Annotated in this window: 16 protein-coding genes and 1 riboswitch; of the genes, 8 read left to right on the top strand and 8 right to left on the bottom strand. The window is 72.0% G+C overall.

Translation table 11 applies throughout. The features are described from left to right. Positions 1-21 precede the first annotated feature (21 nt). Entirely contained in the window at positions 22-399 is a 378-nt protein-coding gene (locus LIX60_RS15185; protein ID WP_227958888.1) for a phage holin family protein, read from the bottom strand. Between the two features lie 56 nt (positions 400-455). Between LIX60_RS15185 and LIX60_RS15180 the strand changes: the two genes are divergently transcribed. The 3 genes from LIX60_RS15180 (at position 456) to LIX60_RS15170 (ending at position 1,908) form a co-directional block, all read left to right on the top strand. After that, positions 456-773 carry a cupin domain-containing protein gene (locus tag LIX60_RS15180; RefSeq protein ID WP_043464479.1) on the top strand — a complete coding sequence of 106 codons (318 nt, stop codon included), beginning with the start codon at positions 456-458 and terminating at the stop codon, positions 771-773. Between the two features lie 137 nt (positions 774-910). Further along, the gene (locus LIX60_RS15175) at positions 911-1,138 is read left to right on the top strand and encodes a DUF5326 family protein (RefSeq protein WP_227958887.1); all 228 of its coding nucleotides are present in this window, start codon (positions 911-913) and stop codon (positions 1,136-1,138) included. Between the two features lie 332 nt (positions 1,139-1,470). Then, the gene (locus LIX60_RS15170) at positions 1,471-1,908 is read left to right on the top strand and encodes an SsgA family sporulation/cell division regulator (RefSeq protein WP_030543712.1); all 438 of its coding nucleotides are present in this window, start codon (positions 1,471-1,473) and stop codon (positions 1,906-1,908) included. A gap of 75 nt (positions 1,909-1,983) precedes the next feature. Here LIX60_RS15170 and LIX60_RS15165 read toward each other — a convergent pair whose 3' ends face one another. Beyond that, entirely contained in the window at positions 1,984-3,321 is a 1,338-nt protein-coding gene (locus LIX60_RS15165; protein ID WP_227958886.1) for a YibE/F family protein, read from the bottom strand. 69 nt (positions 3,322-3,390) lie between these two features. Beyond that, positions 3,391-3,547, top strand: a riboswitch (TPP riboswitch). Between LIX60_RS15165 and thiC the strand changes: the two genes are divergently transcribed. After that, entirely contained in the window at positions 3,540-5,315 is a 1,776-nt protein-coding gene (gene thiC, locus LIX60_RS15160; RefSeq protein ID WP_019707409.1) for a phosphomethylpyrimidine synthase ThiC, read from the top strand. Its footprint overlaps the riboswitch before it by 8 nt. 105 nt (positions 5,316-5,420) lie before the next feature. Here thiC and LIX60_RS15155 read toward each other — a convergent pair whose 3' ends face one another. From LIX60_RS15155 to LIX60_RS15145, 3 genes are all read right to left on the bottom strand, one after another. Beyond that, positions 5,421-6,323 (bottom strand): hypothetical protein, encoded by a 903-nt coding sequence (locus tag LIX60_RS15155; protein ID WP_374117860.1) that lies wholly within the window; start codon positions 6,321-6,323, stop codon positions 5,421-5,423. A gap of 187 nt (positions 6,324-6,510) precedes the next feature. Next, complete coding sequence (locus LIX60_RS15150; protein WP_374117859.1) at positions 6,511-7,554, bottom strand: metallophosphoesterase; 1,044 nt, start codon at positions 7,552-7,554, stop codon at positions 6,511-6,513. Positions 7,555-7,870: 316 nt separating this feature from the next. After that, complete coding sequence (locus LIX60_RS15145) at positions 7,871-8,974, bottom strand: LacI family DNA-binding transcriptional regulator (RefSeq protein WP_227958884.1); 1,104 nt, start codon at positions 8,972-8,974, stop codon at positions 7,871-7,873. Positions 8,975-9,319: 345 nt separating this feature from the next. On the opposite strand from LIX60_RS15145, the gene hisC reads away from it, so the two are divergent. The 4 genes from hisC to cydD all read left to right on the top strand — a co-directional run bounded on the left by hisC (position 9,320) and on the right by cydD (position 16,900). After that, positions 9,320-10,432: a histidinol-phosphate transaminase gene (gene hisC / locus LIX60_RS15140; protein WP_227958883.1), complete on the top strand. Its 1,113-nt coding sequence runs from the start codon at positions 9,320-9,322 to the stop codon at positions 10,430-10,432. Positions 10,433-10,658: 226 nt separating this feature from the next. After that, positions 10,659-12,170 (top strand): cytochrome ubiquinol oxidase subunit I, encoded by a 1,512-nt coding sequence (locus LIX60_RS15135; protein WP_227958882.1) that lies wholly within the window; start codon positions 10,659-10,661, stop codon positions 12,168-12,170. 16 nt (positions 12,171-12,186) lie between these two features. Then, positions 12,187-13,188 carry a cytochrome d ubiquinol oxidase subunit II gene (gene cydB / locus LIX60_RS15130; RefSeq protein WP_227958881.1) on the top strand — a complete coding sequence of 334 codons (1,002 nt, stop codon included), beginning with the start codon at positions 12,187-12,189 and terminating at the stop codon, positions 13,186-13,188. A gap of 25 nt (positions 13,189-13,213) precedes the next feature. Beyond that, on the top strand, positions 13,214-16,900 hold the full coding sequence (cydD, locus tag LIX60_RS15125; protein WP_227958880.1) for a thiol reductant ABC exporter subunit CydD: 3,687 nt from the start codon (positions 13,214-13,216) through the stop codon (positions 16,898-16,900). A gap of 38 nt (positions 16,901-16,938) precedes the next feature. Here the strand turns inward: cydD and LIX60_RS15120 are convergent, their stop codons facing one another. The 3 genes from LIX60_RS15120 to LIX60_RS15110 all read right to left on the bottom strand — a co-directional run bounded on the left by LIX60_RS15120 (position 16,939) and on the right by LIX60_RS15110 (position 19,548). Then, on the bottom strand, positions 16,939-17,850 hold the full coding sequence (locus LIX60_RS15120; RefSeq protein WP_227958879.1) for an HAD family hydrolase: 912 nt from the start codon (positions 17,848-17,850) through the stop codon (positions 16,939-16,941). Positions 17,851-18,007: 157 nt separating this feature from the next. Next, positions 18,008-18,910 (bottom strand): LLM class flavin-dependent oxidoreductase, encoded by a 903-nt coding sequence (locus tag LIX60_RS15115; protein ID WP_227958878.1) that lies wholly within the window; start codon positions 18,908-18,910, stop codon positions 18,008-18,010. Between the two features lie 176 nt (positions 18,911-19,086). Next, positions 19,087-19,548 (bottom strand): hypothetical protein, encoded by a 462-nt coding sequence (locus LIX60_RS15110; RefSeq protein ID WP_227958877.1) that lies wholly within the window; start codon positions 19,546-19,548, stop codon positions 19,087-19,089. Positions 19,549-19,552: the final 4 nt, after the last annotated feature.

Raw genomic sequence — 19,552 nt, 5'->3', positions numbered from 1 at the left:
GTCAGTCCCGTCCGGTCCCGGTCAGCGGCCGTCGGGCAGCATCATGTTCACCGCCCAGGAGACGACGGAGATGATCAGGCCGCCGAGCACAGCGGTCCAGAAGCCCTCGACGTGGAAGGGGAGATCGACCAGATCCGCGAGCCAGGAGGTCAGCATCAGCATCAGCGCGTTCACGACCAGCGTGAACAGCCCGAGGGTGAGGACGAAGAGGGGCAGTGACAGCAACTGCACCACCGGCTTCACCACGATGTTGACCACGCCGAAGATCAGCGCGACCAGGAACAGCGCCAGCGTCTTGCCGCCTGTGCTGTCCCCGGTGAGCGTGATGTCCTTGAGCAGCCAGATGGCCACGGCCAGAGCGGCCGCGTTGGCGAGTGTCTTGACTACGAAGTTCGTCATGGTGTGATCGTCCCAGACGGAACGGGCTGAGCCGAGGGGCGGAGCGAGGGGTGGGCATGAAGGTCTTCCGGCTGGACGAACTGGACGCGGAACGCGCCGCGAACGAGGGCGCGTATCTGCAGTTCCTGCGCGAGCGGAACATGTCGGCGGGGCTGTACGCGCTCGACGCGGGGTCGATCGACCCGCAGCAGCCGCACCGGCAGGACGAGATCTACGTCGTCATCACCGGCCGGGCCTCGATCACGGTCGGCACCGAGACCACCACGGTGGCCCGCGGCAGTGTCGTGTACGTACCGGCCGGGGTGCCGCACAAGTTCCACCACATCAGCGAGGACCTCCGGGTCATGGTGGTCTTCTCTCCCCCGGAGAGCTGACCCACCGCCTCCGGGCCCCGTAGGGGACGGGTCAGGGAAGGACGGGGGCAGCGGCCCCTCCGCCGCGCCCCCGGCGCGTCTAGCATCGGAAGCAGCCGGAGATCCCGGCTCGGCAATCGGGAAGCAGGGGAACGACAGTGGCGGTCAAGGAGATCTTCGAAGGTCTGCCGTGGTGGGTGAAGTGGGTCGCCATTCCGGTCCTGGCGCTCATCGTGTTCGGCGGCCTGCTCATGAACGTGGTCGGCTTCATCATCGGACTGCTGTTCAAGGTTCTGGTGTTCGTCGCCCTGGTGGCCGGTCTGGTCTACGTCGTCCGGAAGTTCGGCACGGCCTCACGGGACGGGTCCTCGCGCGGCGACTGGTGAAGCGCGTCGCCGGTGCCGGCCGGGTGCCCTGTCCACCGGCCGGCCGGATGCCCGTGTCCGGTCCGCGTCCGAGCCCCGGCCCGCCGGCCGGGGCTCGGCGCCGTCGCGTTCATCCCGTCGTCTTTCTCCGCCCCGACCCCATGGCGGTCAGCAACTCCTTGCGCCGAAACGGCTACGCTGCGCACTGGGCGGACTTCCCTGTGGCCCCGCCCGCACCTGAAACACCTGCACCACCACTCCTAGCGGTCCCGCCGGAGCGTTGAGCACCACGGCGCCGGGAGGACCGAGGAGGCTCCAGGACAGGCCACCCGAGCGACACGGGGCAGTGGACCATGCGCGACACGATTCAGGCAGAGCTGATGATGAGCTTCCTCGTCTCCGAGGAGCTCTCCTTCCGCATTCCGGTGGAGCTGGAGTACGAACCGGCCGACCCCTTCGCGGTCCGCTTCACCTTCCATCTGCCGGGCGACGCACCGGTGACCTGGGCATTCGCCCGCGATCTGCTGCTGGACGGGCTGAGCGCGCCCACCGGTGACGGTGACGTACACATCGCTCCCGTCACCCCCGGCGTGCTCTCCGACGTCTTCATCCGGCTCCAGGTCGGCGAGGACCGCGCCACCTTCCGGGCGGGCGCGGCCCCGCTGGTGGCCTTCCTCGACCGGACCGACCGCATCGTCCCCATGGGACAGGAGCAGTCCGCCGGGGACTTCGACGACCGTCTGGCGGAGACACTCGACCGCATCCTCTCCCAGGCCCGCAACGCGGGCTGAGTTCCCGGGCCGCGCGGACGGCGGCGGGCGCGGCCGGCCACCGGCCCGGCACACCCGGCGCCTTCGTCCGCGCGGTCACGGCTTGCGGCGGCGCCCGCGCCCCCGCCCGCCCTCCGCGCGCCGCGGCTGCCCCGTCTCCGTCCCCGCACCCTGCGCCGAGACGGCCGCGGCGGACCGGTCCGCCGAGACGACGAGCGCCGCGAGGCCGGTGGTGACCGGCACCGAGGCGATCAGCCCGATGCTGCCCACCAGCGTCCGGACGATCTCCTCGGCCACGACCTCGCTCAGCGCGACCGTGCCGACGCTGCTCCGCGCGATGGAGAACAGCAGCAGCAGTGGCAGGGCGGCACCCGCGTAGGCCAGCACCAGGGTGTTGACCACCGACGCGATGTGGTCGCGCCCGATCCGGATGCCCGCCCGGTACAGCCGCCGCGCCGACATCGTCGGATCCGCCTGCTTCAGCTCCCACACCGCCGAGGTCTGAGTGACCGTCACATCGTCGAGCACGCCCAGCGAACCGATGATGACGCCGGCCAGCAGCAGGCCGCTCATCTCGATGTCCGGGTAGAGGCCGTGGATGAGCCCGGTCTCGTCGGAGGTGTTGCCGGTCAGCCTCGCCCAGTCGATGAAGACGGACCCCAGCACACCGATCAGCAGCAGGGAGATCAGCGTGCCCAGGACGGCCACGGAGGTACGGGCCGTCAGCCCGTGGCAGAGGTAGAGCGCGGCCAGCATGATGGCGCTGCTGCCGATCACCGCGACGAGCAGGGGATTCTCCCCCTGCAGGATCGCGGGGAGGATGAAGAGCGTCAGCACCCCGAAGCTGACGACCAGGGAGACCAGCGCGAACAGCCCGCGCAGCCTTCCCACCGCCACCACGGCGAGCGCGAAGAGCCCGGCGAGCAGCGAGATCGGAACCTCGCGGTCCACATCCGTCACCGAGTACTGCAGCTCCCGGGGCGCGTCCGGCGCGTACGCCACGACCACGCCCTGACCCTCGCTCAGCCGGCGGGTGGAGTCCGGCTGGACGATCTCCGTGAACTCGCGTCCCTTGTCGTCGCCGGTGGTGACGCGCACGGTCGCCTTCTCGCAGATGTCGCCACGGGCTTCCCCCGGTGTGCCGGGCGTCTCCGGCTGCCCCTCGCCGGGCGGCTGTCCGCCTCCCGCGTTCACGTCGGAGCACTTCACCTTCTCGACGCCGACGACTTCGCCCTGCTCCATCTGCCGGTCCATGCCGACCCCGCTCGGCTCGTGCCCCGGCGTGCCACCGGGCCAGAGCACCAGCAGCCCGACGGCGACGGCCGCGGCGAACGGGATCAGCACCGCGGCGATGATCTTGCGCAGTCTCCGGGACACGGGAGCCGCCGGGCCGTGGGCGTGGGTGTGCGCGTGGCTTTCGGGGATCGAGGTCACCGCCAGATCATCGCAAGAAGAGGGGCCCTCTGGTCATGAACACCGGGGCGGCGTTAGCGTGGGGGCTGCCTTTGCACACGCGGGAGCTCGGAGCACCGGGCTGAGAGGGCGCTGACCTCCGTACACGGAGTGGCCGGGACCGGCCGTACCGTCGCGGAAGCCGCTGCGCCGACCGCCGAACCTGGTACCGGGTAATGCCGGCGTAGGGAGTAGGTCTCATGACCGTTCAGGATGCGCACACGTCTGCCCGGGAACCCGGCGGGAACGGGAACGGGCCGATCGGATGGCACAAGGACCATCTGACCGGCTCACGCCCGGACTTGCGGGTTCCGGTACGACGGGTGCACCTCACCAACGGCCGCGACGTCACGCTGTACGACACGTCCGGCCCGTACACCGATCCCACTGTCGACACCGATGTCCGGCGCGGCCTGGCGCCGCTCCGGGAGGGCTGGATCACCGGCCGAGGCGATACCGAGGAGTACGACGGGCGGCCGCCGCGCCCCGAGGACGACGGCCTCAGGGCCACCGGCCCCGGCGGCGGGCTGCGGAATCTCGACGCCGTCTTCCCCGGCGGGCCGCGGCGCCCCCGCCGCAGCCGGGACGGCTCCCCCGTCACCCAGCTCGCCTACGCGCGACGCGGTGAGATCACCGCCGAGATGGAGTACGTCGCGCTCCGGGAGAACGTCTCCCCGGAAACCGTCCGCGAGGAGATCGCCGCGGGGCGTGCGGTGCTGCCGGCCAACGTCAACCACCCCGAGACCGAACCGATGATCATCGGCAAGCGGTTCCTGGTGAAGGTCAACGCCAACATCGGCAACTCGGCCGTCACCTCCTCCATCGAGGAGGAGGTCGAGAAGATGACCTGGGCCACCCGCTGGGGCGCCGATACGGTCATGGACCTGTCCACCGGCCGCAACATCCACACGACCCGCGAGTGGGTGCTGCGCAACTCCCCCGTCCCCATCGGCACCGTCCCGCTCTACCAGGCCCTGGAGAAGGTCGACGGCCGGGCCGAGGAGCTGACCTGGGACATCTACAAGGACACCGTCATCGAACAGGCCGAGCAGGGCGTGGACTACATGACGGTCCACGCCGGGGTCCTGCTCCGCTACGTCCCCCTGACGGCCCGCCGGAAGACCGGCATCGTCTCGCGCGGCGGCTCCATCATGGCCGCCTGGTGCCTGGCCCACCACAAGGAGAGCTTCCTCTACGAGAACTTCGAGGAGCTCTGCGAGATCCTCGCGGCCTATGACGTCACGTTCTCGCTCGGCGACGGGCTGCGCCCCGGCTCCGTCGCGGACGCCAACGACGAGGCGCAGTTCGCCGAACTGCGCACCCTGGGCGAGCTGAACACCGTCGCCAAGGCCCACGGCGTGCAGACGATGATCGAGGGCCCGGGCCATGTCCCGATGCACAAGATCAAGGAGAACATCGACCTCCAGCAGGAGATCTGCGAGGAGGCGCCGTTCTACACGCTGGGCCCGCTGACCACCGATGTGGCGCCCGGCTACGACCACATCACCTCGGGCATCGGGGCGGCGATGATCGCCTGGTGGGGGACGGCGATGCTCTGCTACGTCACCCCCAAGGAGCACCTGGGGCTGCCCGACCGCGACGATGTGAAGACCGGTGTCATCACGTACAAGATCGCGGCGCACGCGGCGGATCTGGCGAAGGGGCATCCGGGAGCCCAGGAGTGGGACGACGCGCTGTCCGACGCGCGTTTCGAGTTCCGCTGGGAGGACCAGTTCAACCTGGCGCTCGACCCGGACACGGCACGGGCCTTCCACGACGAGACCCTCCCGGCCGAACCGGCGAAGACGGCCCACTTCTGCTCGATGTGCGGGCCGAAGTTCTGCTCGATGAAGATCTCCCAGGACATCCGCCGGCGGCACGGCGGGGAGATGGAGGAGATCGAGGCCGGTATGGCGGAGAAATCCCGGGAGTTCGCGGCGGCGGGCAACCGGGTCTATCTGCCGGTCACCGACTGACCGAGCCCGGTTCCCGTCCCGTCCGTCCCGTCCGTCCCGCCCCTCCGGCGCGAACGCGCTTCCGGGCGGCGGGACGGACGGGCGGCCGGCGGCCGGGAGCGGCGGCTACTCCGGCTGGTGCTCCGGGCCGCCGTAGTCCGGGCTGGAGAAGCCGGGGCTGTTGAAGCTGGGGCGCGTGCTGCCGCGCCCCGGGTCGTCGCCCGTGGCCGGGCTGCTGAATCCCGGCTTGCTGTAGCCGAGTTGGGGCGTGCGGGCCTCCGGGGCCCCGGCCGGGTCCGGAGCGCCGCCGTACGGGCTTCCGGTGGCCTGCCCGGCCGCCGGCGGCTCCTCCAGGACCTCTCGCAGGAACGGCACGATGCCGCGGTCGAGCAGGGCTTGCCGCCAGGCCTCCCGGGCCAGGGCCAGCTCGCTCGTCCCGTCCTCCTCGGCCGAGGCCCGCAGGGAGCCGGCGCCGTCGCGCCGCGCGGTGAACAGCAGACCGAACATCGCGATGACGATGCCCGCGGCGGTCAGCGCGAGGAAGATCCAGCCGGCGGTGATGATCGGTTCCGCCATCGGCTGCTCGGGGCTGACCAGATGGAGCAGGTAGCCGATCAGCAGGAAGATCGCCGCCGCGGCGCCCGCCAGCACCGGAGCCAGCACGGCGAAGACCGCGAGGAGTCCGGCGCCGGAGTTCTCGGCCACCTCGCCGACGGCTCCGGCGAAGCCCGCTCCGTTCCCGCCCCTGCCGTCCTTCCCGCTCACCGCCGGGGCACCGCCCCGGCCGTCGTCCTGCGGCGGGACGCGGCGCGACTCGTCGCGGAGCTCGGTGTACTGCCGGTACTCGGCCGCGGCGCGGGCCGCGATCTCCGGGGCCGCGTCCAGGGCTCTGGTGCGCAGCTGCTCGGCGTTGAGCCGCCGGCCGACGGCGCCGAGCTCCGGGCGCCGGTGCGCATGACGCAGAACCTGGTCGAGGACTCGCGCGAAGTCGGGGCGGTCCTCGGGAAGCAGATGCGGTGCGCTGTTCATGTGCATCCCCCGATGCTCCGTAGGCCCTGGCACGCCGATTCTCACCGGGCGGAAGGGCGGAAACGGAGGAGAGCCTGCTGCGGATAAGCCGATGGTAGGGCGCCCACGGCACGCGGTGACAGGTGTTGCCGGAAATTGACCCGACCGTGGACCTGACTACCTGCCCCGGCAGCGGACCGCGTAATCCTCAGCCAGGCAGCGGCAGTTGCGCGACCAGCATCCTTCCGGCCATGGTGACGCCGCCGTCCATGGCGATGGCCAGTCCGTCGGCGTAGACGTGCGGGCCGTCGACGACGGGCGCGCCGCCGTCCTCGCCGTCCTCACTGCCCACCTGGCCGGTGAGATAGGGGATCGGGCTGTGACCGTGGACGACGCGCCGGCCGCCGTACGCCCCGAGCAGCTCGCGGACCGCCTCGGCGCCGCCCTGGTCGCGGAAGGCAAAGCGCTTGGTGAACTTGCGGAACAGGTCCCAGCACTCCTCGGCGTCGGCGCGCTGAAGGGTCTCGGTCACCGCGTCGTTGACGGCCTCGATCGAATCGCCGTAGTCGAGGTAGGCCGTGGTGTCCGAGTGGACGAGCAGATGGCCGTCCTCCTCGGCCATCGCGTCGAGCCGGGACATCCACTGCACATGGTGGTCCTGCAGCCGGTCCATGTCGCTGCGCTGCCCGCCGTTGAGCAGCCACGCGGCGTGGAAGGACGCGGTTCCCGCGCCGGAGGACACCGGGGTGTCGCCGAAGCGCTTGGCGCCGATGAGCAGCAGTTCGTGATTGCCCATCAGGGCCTTGCAGTAGCCGCCGGCCGCGGCGGCCTCGGCGGAGAGCCGCATGACGAGGTCGATGACCCCGATGCCGTCCGGGCCGCGGTCGGTGAAGTCGCCGAGGAACCACAGGCGGGCCTTGCCGGCGGCCCAGCGGTCCTGGGAGTCGATCAGCCCCTGGGCGAGCAGGGCGGCCCGCAGCTCGTCGAGGTAGCCGTGGACGTCGCCGACGACGTACAGCGGGCCGGGGCCGTCCGCGGAGGCGGGGGCGCCCGCCTCGGGTTCGGGCACCGGTGGCATGAGGGGCACCGTCGGCACGTCGGGGGTGGGCCCGCGGCCGACCACCGGGAGGTTCCGTTCGGTGGGGGTGTAGCCCTCGTCGGCCGCGTACGGCGGTACCGCAGCGTTCACGGGCACCACCGGCATGACCATCATGCCCCGCACCGCGGGTCCCTGACCGGCCCCCTGGATCATCGACCCCTCCACCATCGCGCCGCCGTGCACCGGTCGGACCTGCCTCCCCGCTGCGGGCGGAGGCACTCGCCCCACACCACAGGGTGGGGAGGCCCCTCGTGGTCAAGGGATCCGCGGTGTCGTGCGCCCATCATAGGAATGCCGCTCGTGGGTTGTGACGCACCAGGGAGCCGGCAATCACCGCGATGGCGTGAGCGCCGGGAGTTTGTGCCGGATTGCCCTGGTGGTCGCGGTGGTCGTGGTCGCCGCCGTGGCCGTCCCGCCCGGTGGTACCGCCGGGCATGCCGCCCGTCGGGACGGCCGGGCGCCCTCCGCGTCAGGCCGGTTCGGCGGGCGACCGGGGCGGGCTGACGGTCGCGCGCGAGGTCCGCGGCTGGGAGGAGGTGCGCACGATCAGCTCGGTCGGTATCACCTGCTCCACCGGCCGCCCCTCGTCCAGACCCTCGATGGCGTCGATCAGCAGCTGGACGACCGCGGTGCCGATGCGGCGCGGCTTGAGGGAGAGGGTGGTGACGGGCGGCTCGGTGCTGGCGTAGACGGTGGACTCGCTGCAGCAGACCAGCAGCAGGTCCTCCGGGACCCGCAGGCCGTAGCGGCGGGCGGCGGCGAGGAGATCCGTGCCGTTGGGGTCGAAGAGGCCGTAGACGGCGTCCGGCCGGTCGGGACGGGCCAGCAGCCGGTCGGCGGCCACCGCTCCGGCGCGCGGGTCGTGGGCGGGGTACTTCTCGTAGACCGGGTCCTGTCCGGCCCGTTCGCACCAGGAGAGATAGGCGCTGGTGGAGAGCCGGGTGTAGGTGTCCGTGGTGGTTCCGGTGAGCAGGCCGATCCGGCGGGCGCCGGCGTCGGCGAGATGGTCGAGCAGGCCGAGGACGGCGGCCTCGTGGTCGTTGTCGACCCAGGCGGTGACGGGTACGGAGCCGGCGGGCCGGCCGTCGGAGACGACGGGGATGCGCTGCCGGGCGAGCTCGGTGACGACCGGGTCGTGGTCGGAGGGGTCGATGACGACCGTGCCGTCGAGGGCGACGTTGGACCAGACGTCGTGACGGGAGGTCGCGGGGAGGATGACGAGCGCGTAGCCGCGGGCCAGCGCGGCGGAGGTGGCGGCGCGGGCCATCTCGGCGAAGTAGGCGAACTCGGTGAAGGTGAAGGGCTCGTCCCCGTAGGTGGTCACGGTCAGGCCGATCAGGCCGGATCTGCCGGTGCGGAGGGTGCGGGCGGCGGCGGACGGCCGGTACCCGAGCCGCTCGGCCACTTCCCGGACATGGCGTCGGGTGGCGTCGGGGAGCCGGCCCTTGCCGTTGAGGGCGTCGGAGACAGTCGTGATCGAGACACCGGCGGCGGCGGCCACGTCCCGGATGCCCGCCCGCCCCAGCCGACGGCTGGTCGACCGGCTCACCTGGTGCTTCTCTGCTGCTGTCATGGCCAGCCGATACTAGGGCGACTGGGCTCCGGCCGAGGGGGTCGGCGATGAACCGTCAAGAGTCACGTTTCTGCAAGATCGAATCTATCAACCGCCTTTATATCAAAGGCCGTTGAGCGGTTCCCCGGCTCTCGTTGGGGACAAGATGTGCTGTTGTCCAGTGAACGATGTTTGGTGTGAAGCGGTCTCAAGTCACCTGGAAGAGTGACGCGCGCCAGGGCGCGGGCCACCGGCGTGCGCCGCGGGGAAGCGCGCGCCTCCGGTTTGCCCGGCCCATTGCCCGGCGCCGCAATCCTCATAAGGTAAGCAGCATTGATGGCGGTGGGACGGTCGAGGAGGACGGCGATGCACACTGATTCCCGGGGGGACTCCCCCGAGACCCCGGTGATTCCCAGGCTGCGCGGTGTGCTGGAGAGCATTCCGACGTACAAGCCGGGCAAGCCGGCCACGGCCGGCGACGGGCCGGTCACCTACAAGCTCTCCTCCAACGAGAACCCGTATCCCCCGCTGCCGGGGGTCATGGAGAGCGTTCTCGGCGCGGCGGGGAGTTTCAACCGCTACCCGGACATGGCCTGCAGCGGGCTGATGGCCGAACTGGCCGAGCGCTTCGACGTGCCGGCCACCCATCTCGCGACCGGTACCGGCTCGGTGGGTGTCGCCCAGCAGTTGATCCAGGCGACGGCCGGTCCGGGCGACGAGGTCATGTACGCCTGGCGGTCCTTCGAGGCGTACCCGATCATCACACGGATCTCCGGGGCGGCCTCGGTGCAGGTGCCGCTGACCGGCGGGGAGACCCACGACCTGGACGCCATGGCGGGCGCCGTGACCGACCGGACCCGGCTCGTCTTCGTCTGCAACCCGAACAACCCGACCGGCACGGTGGTCCGCCGCCCGGAGCTGGAGCGCTTCCTGGACCGGGTGCCGTCGGACGTCCTGGTCGTGCTGGACGAGGCGTACCGCGAGTTCATCCGGGACGAGGAGGTGCCGGACGGGATCGAGGTCTACCGGGACCGGCCGAACGTCTGCGTGCTGCGCACCTTCTCCAAGGCCTACGGGCTGGCGGGGCTGCGGGTCGGCTTCGCCGTGGCGCACGAGCCGGTGGCGGCCGCGCTGCGGAAGACGGCGGTGCCCTTCGGGGTGAGCCAGCTGGCGCAGGACGCGGCGGTGGCCTCGCTGCGCAGCGAGGAGGCGCTGCTGGAGCGGGTGGAGGCGCTGGTGGGTGAGCGGGCGCGGGTGTCCGCGGCGCTGACGGCGCAGGGCTGGACGGTTCCGGAGTCGCAGGCGAACTTCGTCTGGCTGCGGCTGGGGGAGCGGACGGCCGAGTTCGCGGCGGCGTGCGAGCGGGCCGGTGTGGTCGTGAGGCCGTTCCCCGGCGAGGGGGTGCGGATCACCATCGGTGAGACCGAGGCGAACGATCTTCTACTGAGCGCCGCGGAGGCTTTCCGCAAGGAGCTGTGAACAGCGCCGACCAGCTTCGTCAAGATGCCGGTGGGGGTATAAAAACCGCAGGTAGGGGGGTGTGCCGCAGGGCACACCCCCTGGTTGTGTCGGGACGGAAAGGGTGCGCCATACTGGTGCTTGTGAATGTGAACGCGTTCACAAGCACCAGCCTGTCTGTCTCCTCGCGGGGGAGGCAGCGGGACATCTGCCGCATCGAATCACCGCGATGTGAAGGAGAGGAACCGTGGACATAGCCTTGGCGCCCGAGACGCTGGCGCGATGGCAGTTCGGCATCACCACCGTCTACCACTTTCTCTTCGTACCGCTGACGATCTCTCTCGCCTCCCTGGTGGCAGGCCTCGAGACCGCCTGGGTGCGGACGGGCAAGGAAAAGTACCTCCGGGCGACCAAGTTCTGGGGCAGGCTCTTCCTGATCAACATCGCCATGGGCGTCGTCACCGGCATCGTGCAGGAGTTCCAGTTCGGGATGAACTGGTCCGACTACTCCCGCTTCGTCGGTGACATCTTCGGAGCCCCGCTGGCCTTCGAGGCGCTGATCGCCTTCTTCTTCGAGTCCACCTTCATCGGCCTGTGGATCTTCGGCTGGGACAAGCTGCCCAAGAAGATCCACGCCGCCTGCATGTGGATGGTCGCCATCGGGACCGTGCTCTCCGCCTACTTCATCCTGGCCGCCAACTCCTGGATGCAGCACCCCGTCGGCTACCGGATCAACGAGGAATCCGGGCGCGCCGAACTCACCGACTTCCTGGCCGTGCTCACCCAGGACACGACGGTCGTCGTCGTCTTCCACACCCTCACCGCGGCCTTCCTGGCCGGCGGCGCCTTCATGGTGGGCATCGCCGCCGTCCACCTCCGCCGCGGCAGGCACCTCCCGGAGATGCGGACGTCGCTCCGGCTCGGCCTGGTCACCCTCGTGGTCGGCGGCCTGCTGACCGCCGTCAGCGGTGACCGGCTCAGCAAGGTGATGTACGAGCAGCAGCCCATGAAGATGGCCTCGGCGGAGGCGCTGTGGGACACCGAGGGGCCGGCGCCCTTCTCCGTCTTCGCCTACGGCGATGTCGACGAGGGCCACAACAAGGTCGCCATCGAGATCCCCGGGCTCCTCTCCTTCCTGGCCCACAGCGATCTGGAGACCGAGGTCCCCGGCATCAACGATGTGAACGAGGACCTGCGGGAGCAGTACGGGCCCGGCGACTACCGGCCCAACATCCCGGTGGCCTACTGGGGCTTCCGCTGGATGATCGGCTTCGGCATGGTCTCCTTCGCCATCGGCGTGGTGGGCCTCTACCTCACCCGCAACAAGCTGTGGCTGGCGCCCCGGCTCCGTACCACCGAGAACGAGCCGCCGCGCCTGGCCCTCACCCGGGACCGGGAACTCGGCGCCGCGCTCACCGGCTGGTACTGGAAGCTGGCCGTGCTCACCATCGGCTTTCCGCTGCTCGCCAGCTCCTGGGGCTGGATCTTCACCGAGATGGCCCGCCAGCCGTGGGTGGTCTACGGCGTGCTGCGCACCGAGGACGCCGTCTCCCCCGGCGTGACCCAGGGCGAGGTGCTGCTGTCGATGAGCGTGTTCACGCTGCTCTACGCGATTCTCGCGGTGATCGAGGTCAAGCTCCTCGTCAAGTACGTCAAGGCCGGACCGCCGGAGCTCACGGAGGCCGACCTCAACCCGCCCACCAAGATCGGCGGCGACGACGACGCCGACGCCGACCGGCCCATGGCCTTCTCGTACTGAGAGTGAGGAGCTGGACATGGAACTGTACGACGTCTGGTTCATCCTGATCGCCGTCCTCTGGACCGGCTACTTCTTTCTGGAGGGCTTCGACTTCGGGGTCGGCGTGCTCACCAAGGTGCTGGCCCGCGACCGGAAGGAGCGCCGGGTACTGATCAACACGATCGGACCGGTCTGGGACGGCAACGAGGTCTGGCTGCTCACCGCGGGTGGCGCGACCTTCGCGGCCTTTCCCGAGTGGTACGCCACTCTCTTCTCCGGCTTCTATCTGCCGCTGCTGCTCATCCTGCTCGCCCTGATCGTGCGGGGCGTCGCCTTCGAGTACCGGCACAAGCGGGACGAGGACCGCTGGCAGACCAACTGGGAGCACGCGATCTTCTGGACCTCGCTGCTGCCGGCGTTCCTCTGGGGCGTGGCCTTCGGCAACATCGTGCGCGGCGTCGCGATCGACCAGGAGAAGGAGTACGTCGGAGGCTTCTTCGATCTGCTCAACCCGTACGCGCTGCTGGGCGGGCTGGTCACGCTCACCCTCTTCACCTTCCACGGTGCCGTCTTCGTCGCCCTCAAGACGGTGGGCGACATCCGGGTCCGGGCCCGGAAGCTGGCCACCGGGGTGGGCCTGGTGACCGCGGTGCTCGCGGTGCTGTGGCTGGGCTGGACCCAGCTGGAGAAGGGCGATGCCGTGAGCCTCATGGCGATGCTGGCCGCGGCCGGTGCGCTGCTCGGAGCCATCGCCATGAACCAGCGGGGCCGGGAGGGCTGGGCCTTCGCGCTCTCCGGGGTCACCATCGTGGCCGCCGTCGCGATGCTCTTCCTGACGCTCTTCCCGAACGTCATGCCGTCCACGCTGAACGAGGAGTGGAGCCTGACGGTCAGCAACGCCTCCTCCACCCCGTACACGCTGAAGATCATGACCTGGTGCGCCGGCATCGCCACCCCGCTGGTGCTGCTCTACCAGAGCTGGACGTACTGGGTCTTCCGCAAGCGCATCGGCACCCAGCACCTCGCCGACGTGCACTGAGGAACAAACCGAGGGACTGTTTCACGTGAAACCCGTCGACCCCCGCCTGCTCCGTTACGCACGGGCCACCCGGATCTTCCTGCTGGCCGCCGTAGCCCTCGGACTGGCGGGGGCCGGCCTGGTGGTGGCCCAGGCCGTGCTGCTCGCCGAGGTGATCGTGGGCGCCTTCCAGCAGGGGCTGGACGCCGGCGGGCTGACCACTGAGCTGCTGCTGCTCGTGGCCGTGTCCGCCGGACGGGCGCTCGTCTCGTGGCTGACCGAGCTGGCCGCGCACCGGGCCGGAGCCTCGGTCAAGTCCGAGCTGCGAACCCGGCTGCTGGACCATGCCACACGGCTCGGACCCGGCTGGCTGAGCTCGCAGCGCACCGGAGAGCTGACGGCACTGGCCACCCGGGGCATCGACGCCCTGGACGGCTACTTCGCCCGCTATCTGCCGCAACTGGGGCTGGCGGTCGTCGTCCCGGCCGCGGTCCTCGCCCGCATCGTCACCGCGGACTGGGTGTCCGCGGCGGTCATCGTGGTGACCCTGCCGCTGATCCCCCTCTTCATGGTGCTCATCGGCTGGGCCACCCAGGCACGGATGGACCGTCAGTGGCAGCTGCTCACCCGGCTGTCGGGGCACTTCCTCGACGTGGTGGCCGGCCTGCCGACCCTGAAGGTCTTCGGCCGCGCCAAGGCCCAGGCCGAGTCGATCCGCGCCATCACCGCCGACTACCGGCGGGCCACCCTGCGAACCCTGCGGATCGCCTTTCTCTCCTCCTTCGCGCTGGAACTCCTCTCCACCCTGTCGGTGGCGCTGGTCGCCGTCGGTATCGGTATGCGGCTCGTCCACGGCGACCTGGATCTCTTCACCGGGCTGGTGGTGCTGATCCTCGCCCCCGAGGCCTATCTGCCGATCCGGCAGGTGGGAGCCCAGTACCACGCGGCCGCCGAAGGGCTGGCCGCCGCCGAGCAGGTGTTCACGGTGCTGGAGACCCCGCCGGGGAGCACCGGCGGGACGGCTCCCGCCCCCGACGCCCGGGTCTCCGGGCTGCGGGTGGACGGTGTGGCCGTCCGCCACCCCGGGCGCCCGGAGCCCTCGCTGCCGCGCACCTCCCTGACCGTCCGGCCCGGTGAGACGGTCGCACTGACCGGCCCCAGCGGGTCGGGGAAGACCACCCTGCTCCACGCCGTCCTCGGGTTCGCCGAGGCGGCGGAGGGGCGCCTGCTGCTCGGGGACACGGACCTCTCCACCGTGGACCTCGACGGCTGGCGGCGGCAGATCGCCTGGCTCCCCCAGCACCCCTTCCTCTTCGCCGGGACCGTCGCCGAGAACGTACGGCTGGCCCGGCCGGACGCGGACGACGCGGCCGTGCGGGAGGCGCTGCGCGACGCGGGCGCACTGGACTTCGTCACCGCGCTGCCCGAGGGGCCCGCCACCGTCCTCGGCGAGGGCGGCGCCGGGCTGTCGGCCGGCCAGCGGCAGCGGATCGCGATCGCCCGGGCCTTCCTCGCCGACCGTCCCGTGCTGCTGCTCGACGAGCCGACGGCCAACCTGGACGGCGAGAGCGAGTCGGCTGTCGTGGAGGCGGTCGCACGGCTGACGGCGGGGCGCACGGTGCTGATGGCCGTGCACCGGCCGGCCCTGCTGGCGGTCGCCGACCGGGTGGTGGAGCTGCCCCGGCCGGCCGGGACGGCGGAGCCCGTCACGGCTCCGGTATCGGCACCGGTCGCCGCGGTCTCCGTCCCGCCGGTCCCGGAGGACGGGGAGGTGACGCCGGCCGCGTCGCCGGAGACACCGGGCGGGCCGGTGGACGGCATCTGTGCCGGCGGCCGGGGCGGCCCGCGGGGCGCGGGCATCGTGGCGGCCGTTCCCGCGGCGGCGGGGGAGCGGCCGGACGGGCCCGACCGGGGCGGCCGGCCCGGCGGGATCCTCCGCCGGCGGGGCCCGGATCCGCTGCGCTGGGTGCGGGACCGGGCCCGGGCACGGCGGGGCCGGTTCGTGCTGGCCCTGGTGCTGGGCAGCCTTGCGCTCGGCAGCGCGGTGGGCCTCATGGGTGTCTCCGGCTGGCTCATCTCGCGGGCCTCCGAGCAGCCGCCGATCCTCTACCTCATGGTGGCCGTCACGGCCACCCGGGCCTTCGGCATCGGACGGGCCGTGTTCCGCTACGCCGAGCGGCTCGTCGCGCACGACGCCGTCTTCCGGATGCTCGCCGACCTCCGCGTGGCCGTCTTCCAGCGGCTCGAACGGCTGGCGCCGGCGGGCCTCCGCACCACCCGCCGGGGCGACCTCCTCTCCCGGCTCGTCGCCGACGTCGACTCCCTCCAGGACTACTTCCTGCGCCGCCTGCTGCCCGTGGGCGTCGCGCTCCTGGTCTCCGCGGGCTCCGCCGGTTTCACCGCCTGGCTGCTGCCGGAGGCCGGGGCCGTGCTGGCGCTGGGACTGCTCGCCGCCGGAGCTGGGGTGCCGCTGCTCTCCGGGGCCGTGTCGCGCCGGGCGGAGCGGCGACTGGCCCCGGCCCGGGGTGTTCTGGCGACCCGGGTCGTGGATCTGCTGTCCGGCACCGCCGAGCTGACGGTGGCCGGCGCGCTCCGGTCCCGTACGGAGGAGGCCCGGCGCGCGGACGCCGAGCTCACCGGGCTCGCCGGGCGCTCCGCGGCCGCCGCCGGCGCCGGTGCCGGGCTCTCCGCACTGGTCTGCGGGCTCACCGTGACCGGTACGGCCTGGGCCGGAGTGCAGGCGGTGCACGAGGGGAGGCTCGCCGGGGTCGCGCTCGCGGTGGTGGTCCTGCTGCCGCTCGCGGCGTTCGAGGCGGTCACGGACCTTCCCCTCGCCGTGCTCCACCAGCAGCGGGCCCGGCGCGCCGCCGGGCGGATCCGGGAGGTGCTGGCCGCTCCCGAGCCGGTCCGCGAGCCGGCCGAACCCGCCACACCGCCCGCCACACCGTTCCCGCTGGCGGTGCGGCATCTCACGGCCCGCTACGCCGGGCAGCGGCTGCCCGCCCTCGACGGCCTGGATCTCGACCTCGTACCGGGGCGCCGGATCGCCGTGGTGGGCCCGTCCGGTTCGGGCAAGACGACGCTCGCGCAGGTGCTGCTGCGCTTCCTGGACCCGGAATCCGGCCGCTACACGCTGGCCGGTACCGATGCCGGCGCGCTCGACGGCGACGCCGTGCGGCGGCTGGTCGGGCTCTGCGCGCAGGACGCGCACATCTTCGACAGCTCACTCCGCGAGAACCTGCGGCTCGCCCGCCCGTCCGCCGGGGAACCCGAGCTGCGCGCCGCCCTGGCCCGGGCCCGGCTGCTCGGCTGGGTGGACGGACTGCCCGAGGGTTTGGACACGATGGTCGGCGAGCACGGCGCCAGGATGTCCGGTGGCCAGCGCCGCCGTCTCGCCCTGGCCCGGGCCCTGCTCGCGGACTTCCCGGTGCTGGTGCTCGACGAGCCCGCCGAACACCTCGATCTGGCGACGGCGGACGCCCTCACGGCCGATCTGCTCGCGGCGACCGAGGGCCGCACGACCGTCCTCATCACCCACCGGCTGGCGGGGCTGGAGGATGTCGACGAGGTGGTCGTGCTGGACCGGGGCCGCGCCGTCCAGCGCGGCACGTACGCGGAGCTGGCGGCCGCCGACGGGCCGTTCCGGCGGATGCGGGAGCGGGAGCGTGCGGCGGACACGGCGGGCGCCCGGCTGCCCCGTGAGCTTCCGGAGGCCGCGCCGGCGGCGTGCTGAGGCCGCTCCGCACGGGGTGGCCGGACGGTGGGACGGCGCTACGCCTGCTCCTCCAGGATGCGCTCGATGACGACCGCGACGCCGTCCTCGCTGTTGGCGGCCGTACGGGCCGGAGTGGCGGCCAGCACCTCGGGATGCGCGTTGGCCATCGCGTACGAGCTGCCCGCCCAGGTCAGCATCTCCAGGTCGTTGGGCATGTCGCCGAACGCCACCACCTCACCGGGGGAGATCCCGCGCTCCGCGCAGCACTGCGCGAGGGTGGAGGCCTTGCTGACCCCCAGCCCGCTGATCTCCAGCAGCGCGGTCGGGCTGGAACGTGTGAACGAGGCGTGCGCGCCCGCCGTCTCCCGGGCGAGGGCGAGATAGTCGTCCGGGGACATCTCCGGGTGGTGGGCCAGCAGCTTGAGCACCGGCGTCTCCGCGTGCCACGCGTCCTGGGAGAGAAGCCGCTCGGCGGCGTCGACCGTGGCCCCGGGGTCGAGGTGGAAGGGCGGGTACTCCGGTTCGTAGTGGAGCCCGGTGGTCAGTTCGACGGCGAACGAGGTGCCCGGCGCGGCGACGCGCAGCGCACCGACCACGTCCATGGCGGCGAGCCGGTGCAGCGGGCGGACCTCGACGACCCGGCCGCCCCGGTGCAGATCGACGACGGCCGCGCCGTTGGCGCAGATCGCCAGGCCGTGGCCGTGCACATGGTCACTGACGACTCCCATCCAGCGCGCGGGCCGGCCGGTCACGAAGAAGACCTCGATGCCGGCCTTCTCGGCGGCCGCCAGCGCGGCGACCGTCCGGTCGGAGACCGTCTTGTCGTCGCGGAGCAGGGTGCCGTCGAGATCGGTGGCGATCAGCCGTACGGGCCCGGTCACGGAGGCCGGGTCACCGGCTCCGGCGGGGGCCGGGTGGTGCGGCTCGGGCCGCTCGGTAGCTGAGGTCACCTCTCCATCTTCGCGCATATGCGCGCACAAGCGTGCGACGGTACGCACAAGGGAGCGTCACGGGGGGCCGGGGAGAACGCCGCCGTGCGACTCCTCTGGTCCCTTGCGCCCCCGGTCTGCGGGCCGTATGCCGTGCGGAGCCCGTGCCGGACCGTGCGGGGACGGGTTCCGCCCGTCAGCCGAGCTGCGCGGCCGCCTCGGTGGCGATCTTCTCGAAGACGGCCTGGTCGGCGGCGAAGTCCGAGCCGGGGATCGGCCAGTGCACCACGATCTCGGTGAAGCCCAGCTCCCGGTGGCGCCCGGCGAAGTCCACGAAGGCGTCCAGGGACTCCAGCGGGCGGGCGCGGTCCGGGGTGAACCCGGTCAGCAGGATCTTGTCCAGCTCCGCGACGTCCCGGCCGGTCTCCGCGCACGCCGCGGTGAGTCCTCCGAGCTGGCGGCGCATCGCCTCGTCCGACTGCTGCGGCGTGCCCGTCTCGTAGAGCTTCGGGTCACCCGTCGTCACCCATGCCTGTCCGTGCCGTGCGGCCAGCCTCAGCCCTCGCGGGCCGGTGGCGGCGACGGCGAAGGGAAGCCGGGGCCGCTGGACGCAGCCGGGGAGGTTCCTGGCCTCTTCCGCGGTGTAGAAGTCGCCCCGCTGCGAGACCGTGCCCTCGGTGAGCAGCCGGTCCAGCAGCGGCAGGAACTCGCCGAAACGGTCGGCCCGCTCGCGCGGGGTCCACGGGCGTTGGCCGAGCGCCGTGGCGTCGAAGCCGCTGCCGCCCGCCCCGATGCCGAGGCTGATCCTGCCGCCCGAGATGTCGTCGAGGGAGATCAGCTCCTTGGCGAGCGTCACGGGATGCCGGAAGTTCGGTGACGTCACGAGGGTGCCCAGGCGGAGCCGGCCGGTCGCCGTGGCGGCGGCCGTGAGCGTGGGCAGGGCGCCGAACCAGGGGCCGTCGCGGAAGGACCGCCAGGACAGGTGGTCGTAGGTGTACGCGGCGTGGAAGCCCAGTTCCTCGGCGCGCTGCCACTTCGCGCGGCCGCCCTCGTTCCAGCGGTCGACGGGGAGGATCACGGTGCTCAGGCGCGGACTCATGGCCCCGAGCCTACGTCGGCCTCCCCACGGCCCCGGTCGTGCGGGGATCGGGCCGGGATCGTGCGGGGCACCGCGCCTTCCCGGCCGAGCGCCGTACCGATCGCCCGGCCGTCCGACCGACCGCCTCGGTGCACCGACCGCCTCGGTGCACCGAACGTCTCGGTGCACCGACCGGCTCAGCGCACCGACCGGCTCAGCCAGGGGGAGAGCACCGGCCCGGGGAGCACGAGCTCCTTGTAGGAGCGGCCTCCGGGCAGCGGCACGACGAGCCAGTGACCCGGCGGGAAGAAGCGGCCCTTCACATGGGCCGCTCCCCCGTACACGGAGCGCAGGAAGTCCGGCACCACGTCGCGCGGGAGGTCGTGGAACTCGACCCCCTCGACGGTGATCTTGGCGTCGCCCTCCGAGTACAGCTCGACCTCCACCGCCGGTGAGCCGGACAGTTCGGCATGGGCCTCGTGCGGGAGCGAGCCGTCCTCATCGGTCACGGCGAAGGCCCCGGCCGCCGTCCGCCGGGCCGAGCGGTCGGCTCCGATGTCGTCGGTGACCCGTACTGTCAGCTCGAACTCCCGCGCGATCTCCCGGACGGCGGTGACGGCGGCCTCGGTGCTGGGCAACTGTTCGGGAGGCGGCTCCATGCCC

The organism is Streptomyces sp. S07_1.15, assembly GCF_020739505.1.
In the GTDB taxonomy this organism is placed as follows: domain Bacteria; phylum Actinomycetota; class Actinomycetes; order Streptomycetales; family Streptomycetaceae; genus Streptomyces; species Streptomyces xinghaiensis.
The sequence above is the reverse complement of the archived record's forward strand: the minus strand, read 5'-3'. Positions and strand labels throughout refer to the sequence as shown.

Bases quoted from the DNA above. Each gene is read 5' to 3' on its own strand.
- cydB (WP_227958881.1), top strand. From the start codon at position 12,187: ATGGAACTGTACGACGTCTGGTTCATCCTGATCGCCGTCCTCTGGACC.
- LIX60_RS15180 (WP_043464479.1), top strand. From the start codon at position 456: ATGAAGGTCTTCCGGCTGGACGAACTGGACGCGGAACGCGCCGCGAAC.
- LIX60_RS15170 (WP_030543712.1), top strand. From the start codon at position 1,471: ATGCGCGACACGATTCAGGCAGAGCTGATGATGAGCTTCCTCGTCTCC.
- hisC (WP_227958883.1), top strand. From the start codon at position 9,320: ATGCACACTGATTCCCGGGGGGACTCCCCCGAGACCCCGGTGATTCCC.
- LIX60_RS15185 (WP_227958888.1), bottom strand. From the start codon at position 399: ATGACGAACTTCGTAGTCAAGACACTCGCCAACGCGGCCGCTCTGGCC.
- LIX60_RS15115 (WP_227958878.1), bottom strand. From the start codon at position 18,910: ATGAGTCCGCGCCTGAGCACCGTGATCCTCCCCGTCGACCGCTGGAAC.
- thiC (WP_019707409.1), top strand. From the start codon at position 3,540: ATGACCGTTCAGGATGCGCACACGTCTGCCCGGGAACCCGGCGGGAAC.
- LIX60_RS15145 (WP_227958884.1), bottom strand. From the start codon at position 8,974: ATGACAGCAGCAGAGAAGCACCAGGTGAGCCGGTCGACCAGCCGTCGG.
- LIX60_RS15155 (WP_374117860.1), bottom strand. From the start codon at position 6,323: ATGAACAGCGCACCGCATCTGCTTCCCGAGGACCGCCCCGACTTCGCG.
- LIX60_RS15120 (WP_227958879.1), bottom strand. From the start codon at position 17,850: ATGCGCGAAGATGGAGAGGTGACCTCAGCTACCGAGCGGCCCGAGCCG.
- LIX60_RS15150 (WP_374117859.1), bottom strand. From the start codon at position 7,554: ATGATCCAGGGGGCCGGTCAGGGACCCGCGGTGCGGGGCATGATGGTC.
- LIX60_RS15110 (WP_227958877.1), bottom strand. From the start codon at position 19,548: ATGGAGCCGCCTCCCGAACAGTTGCCCAGCACCGAGGCCGCCGTCACC.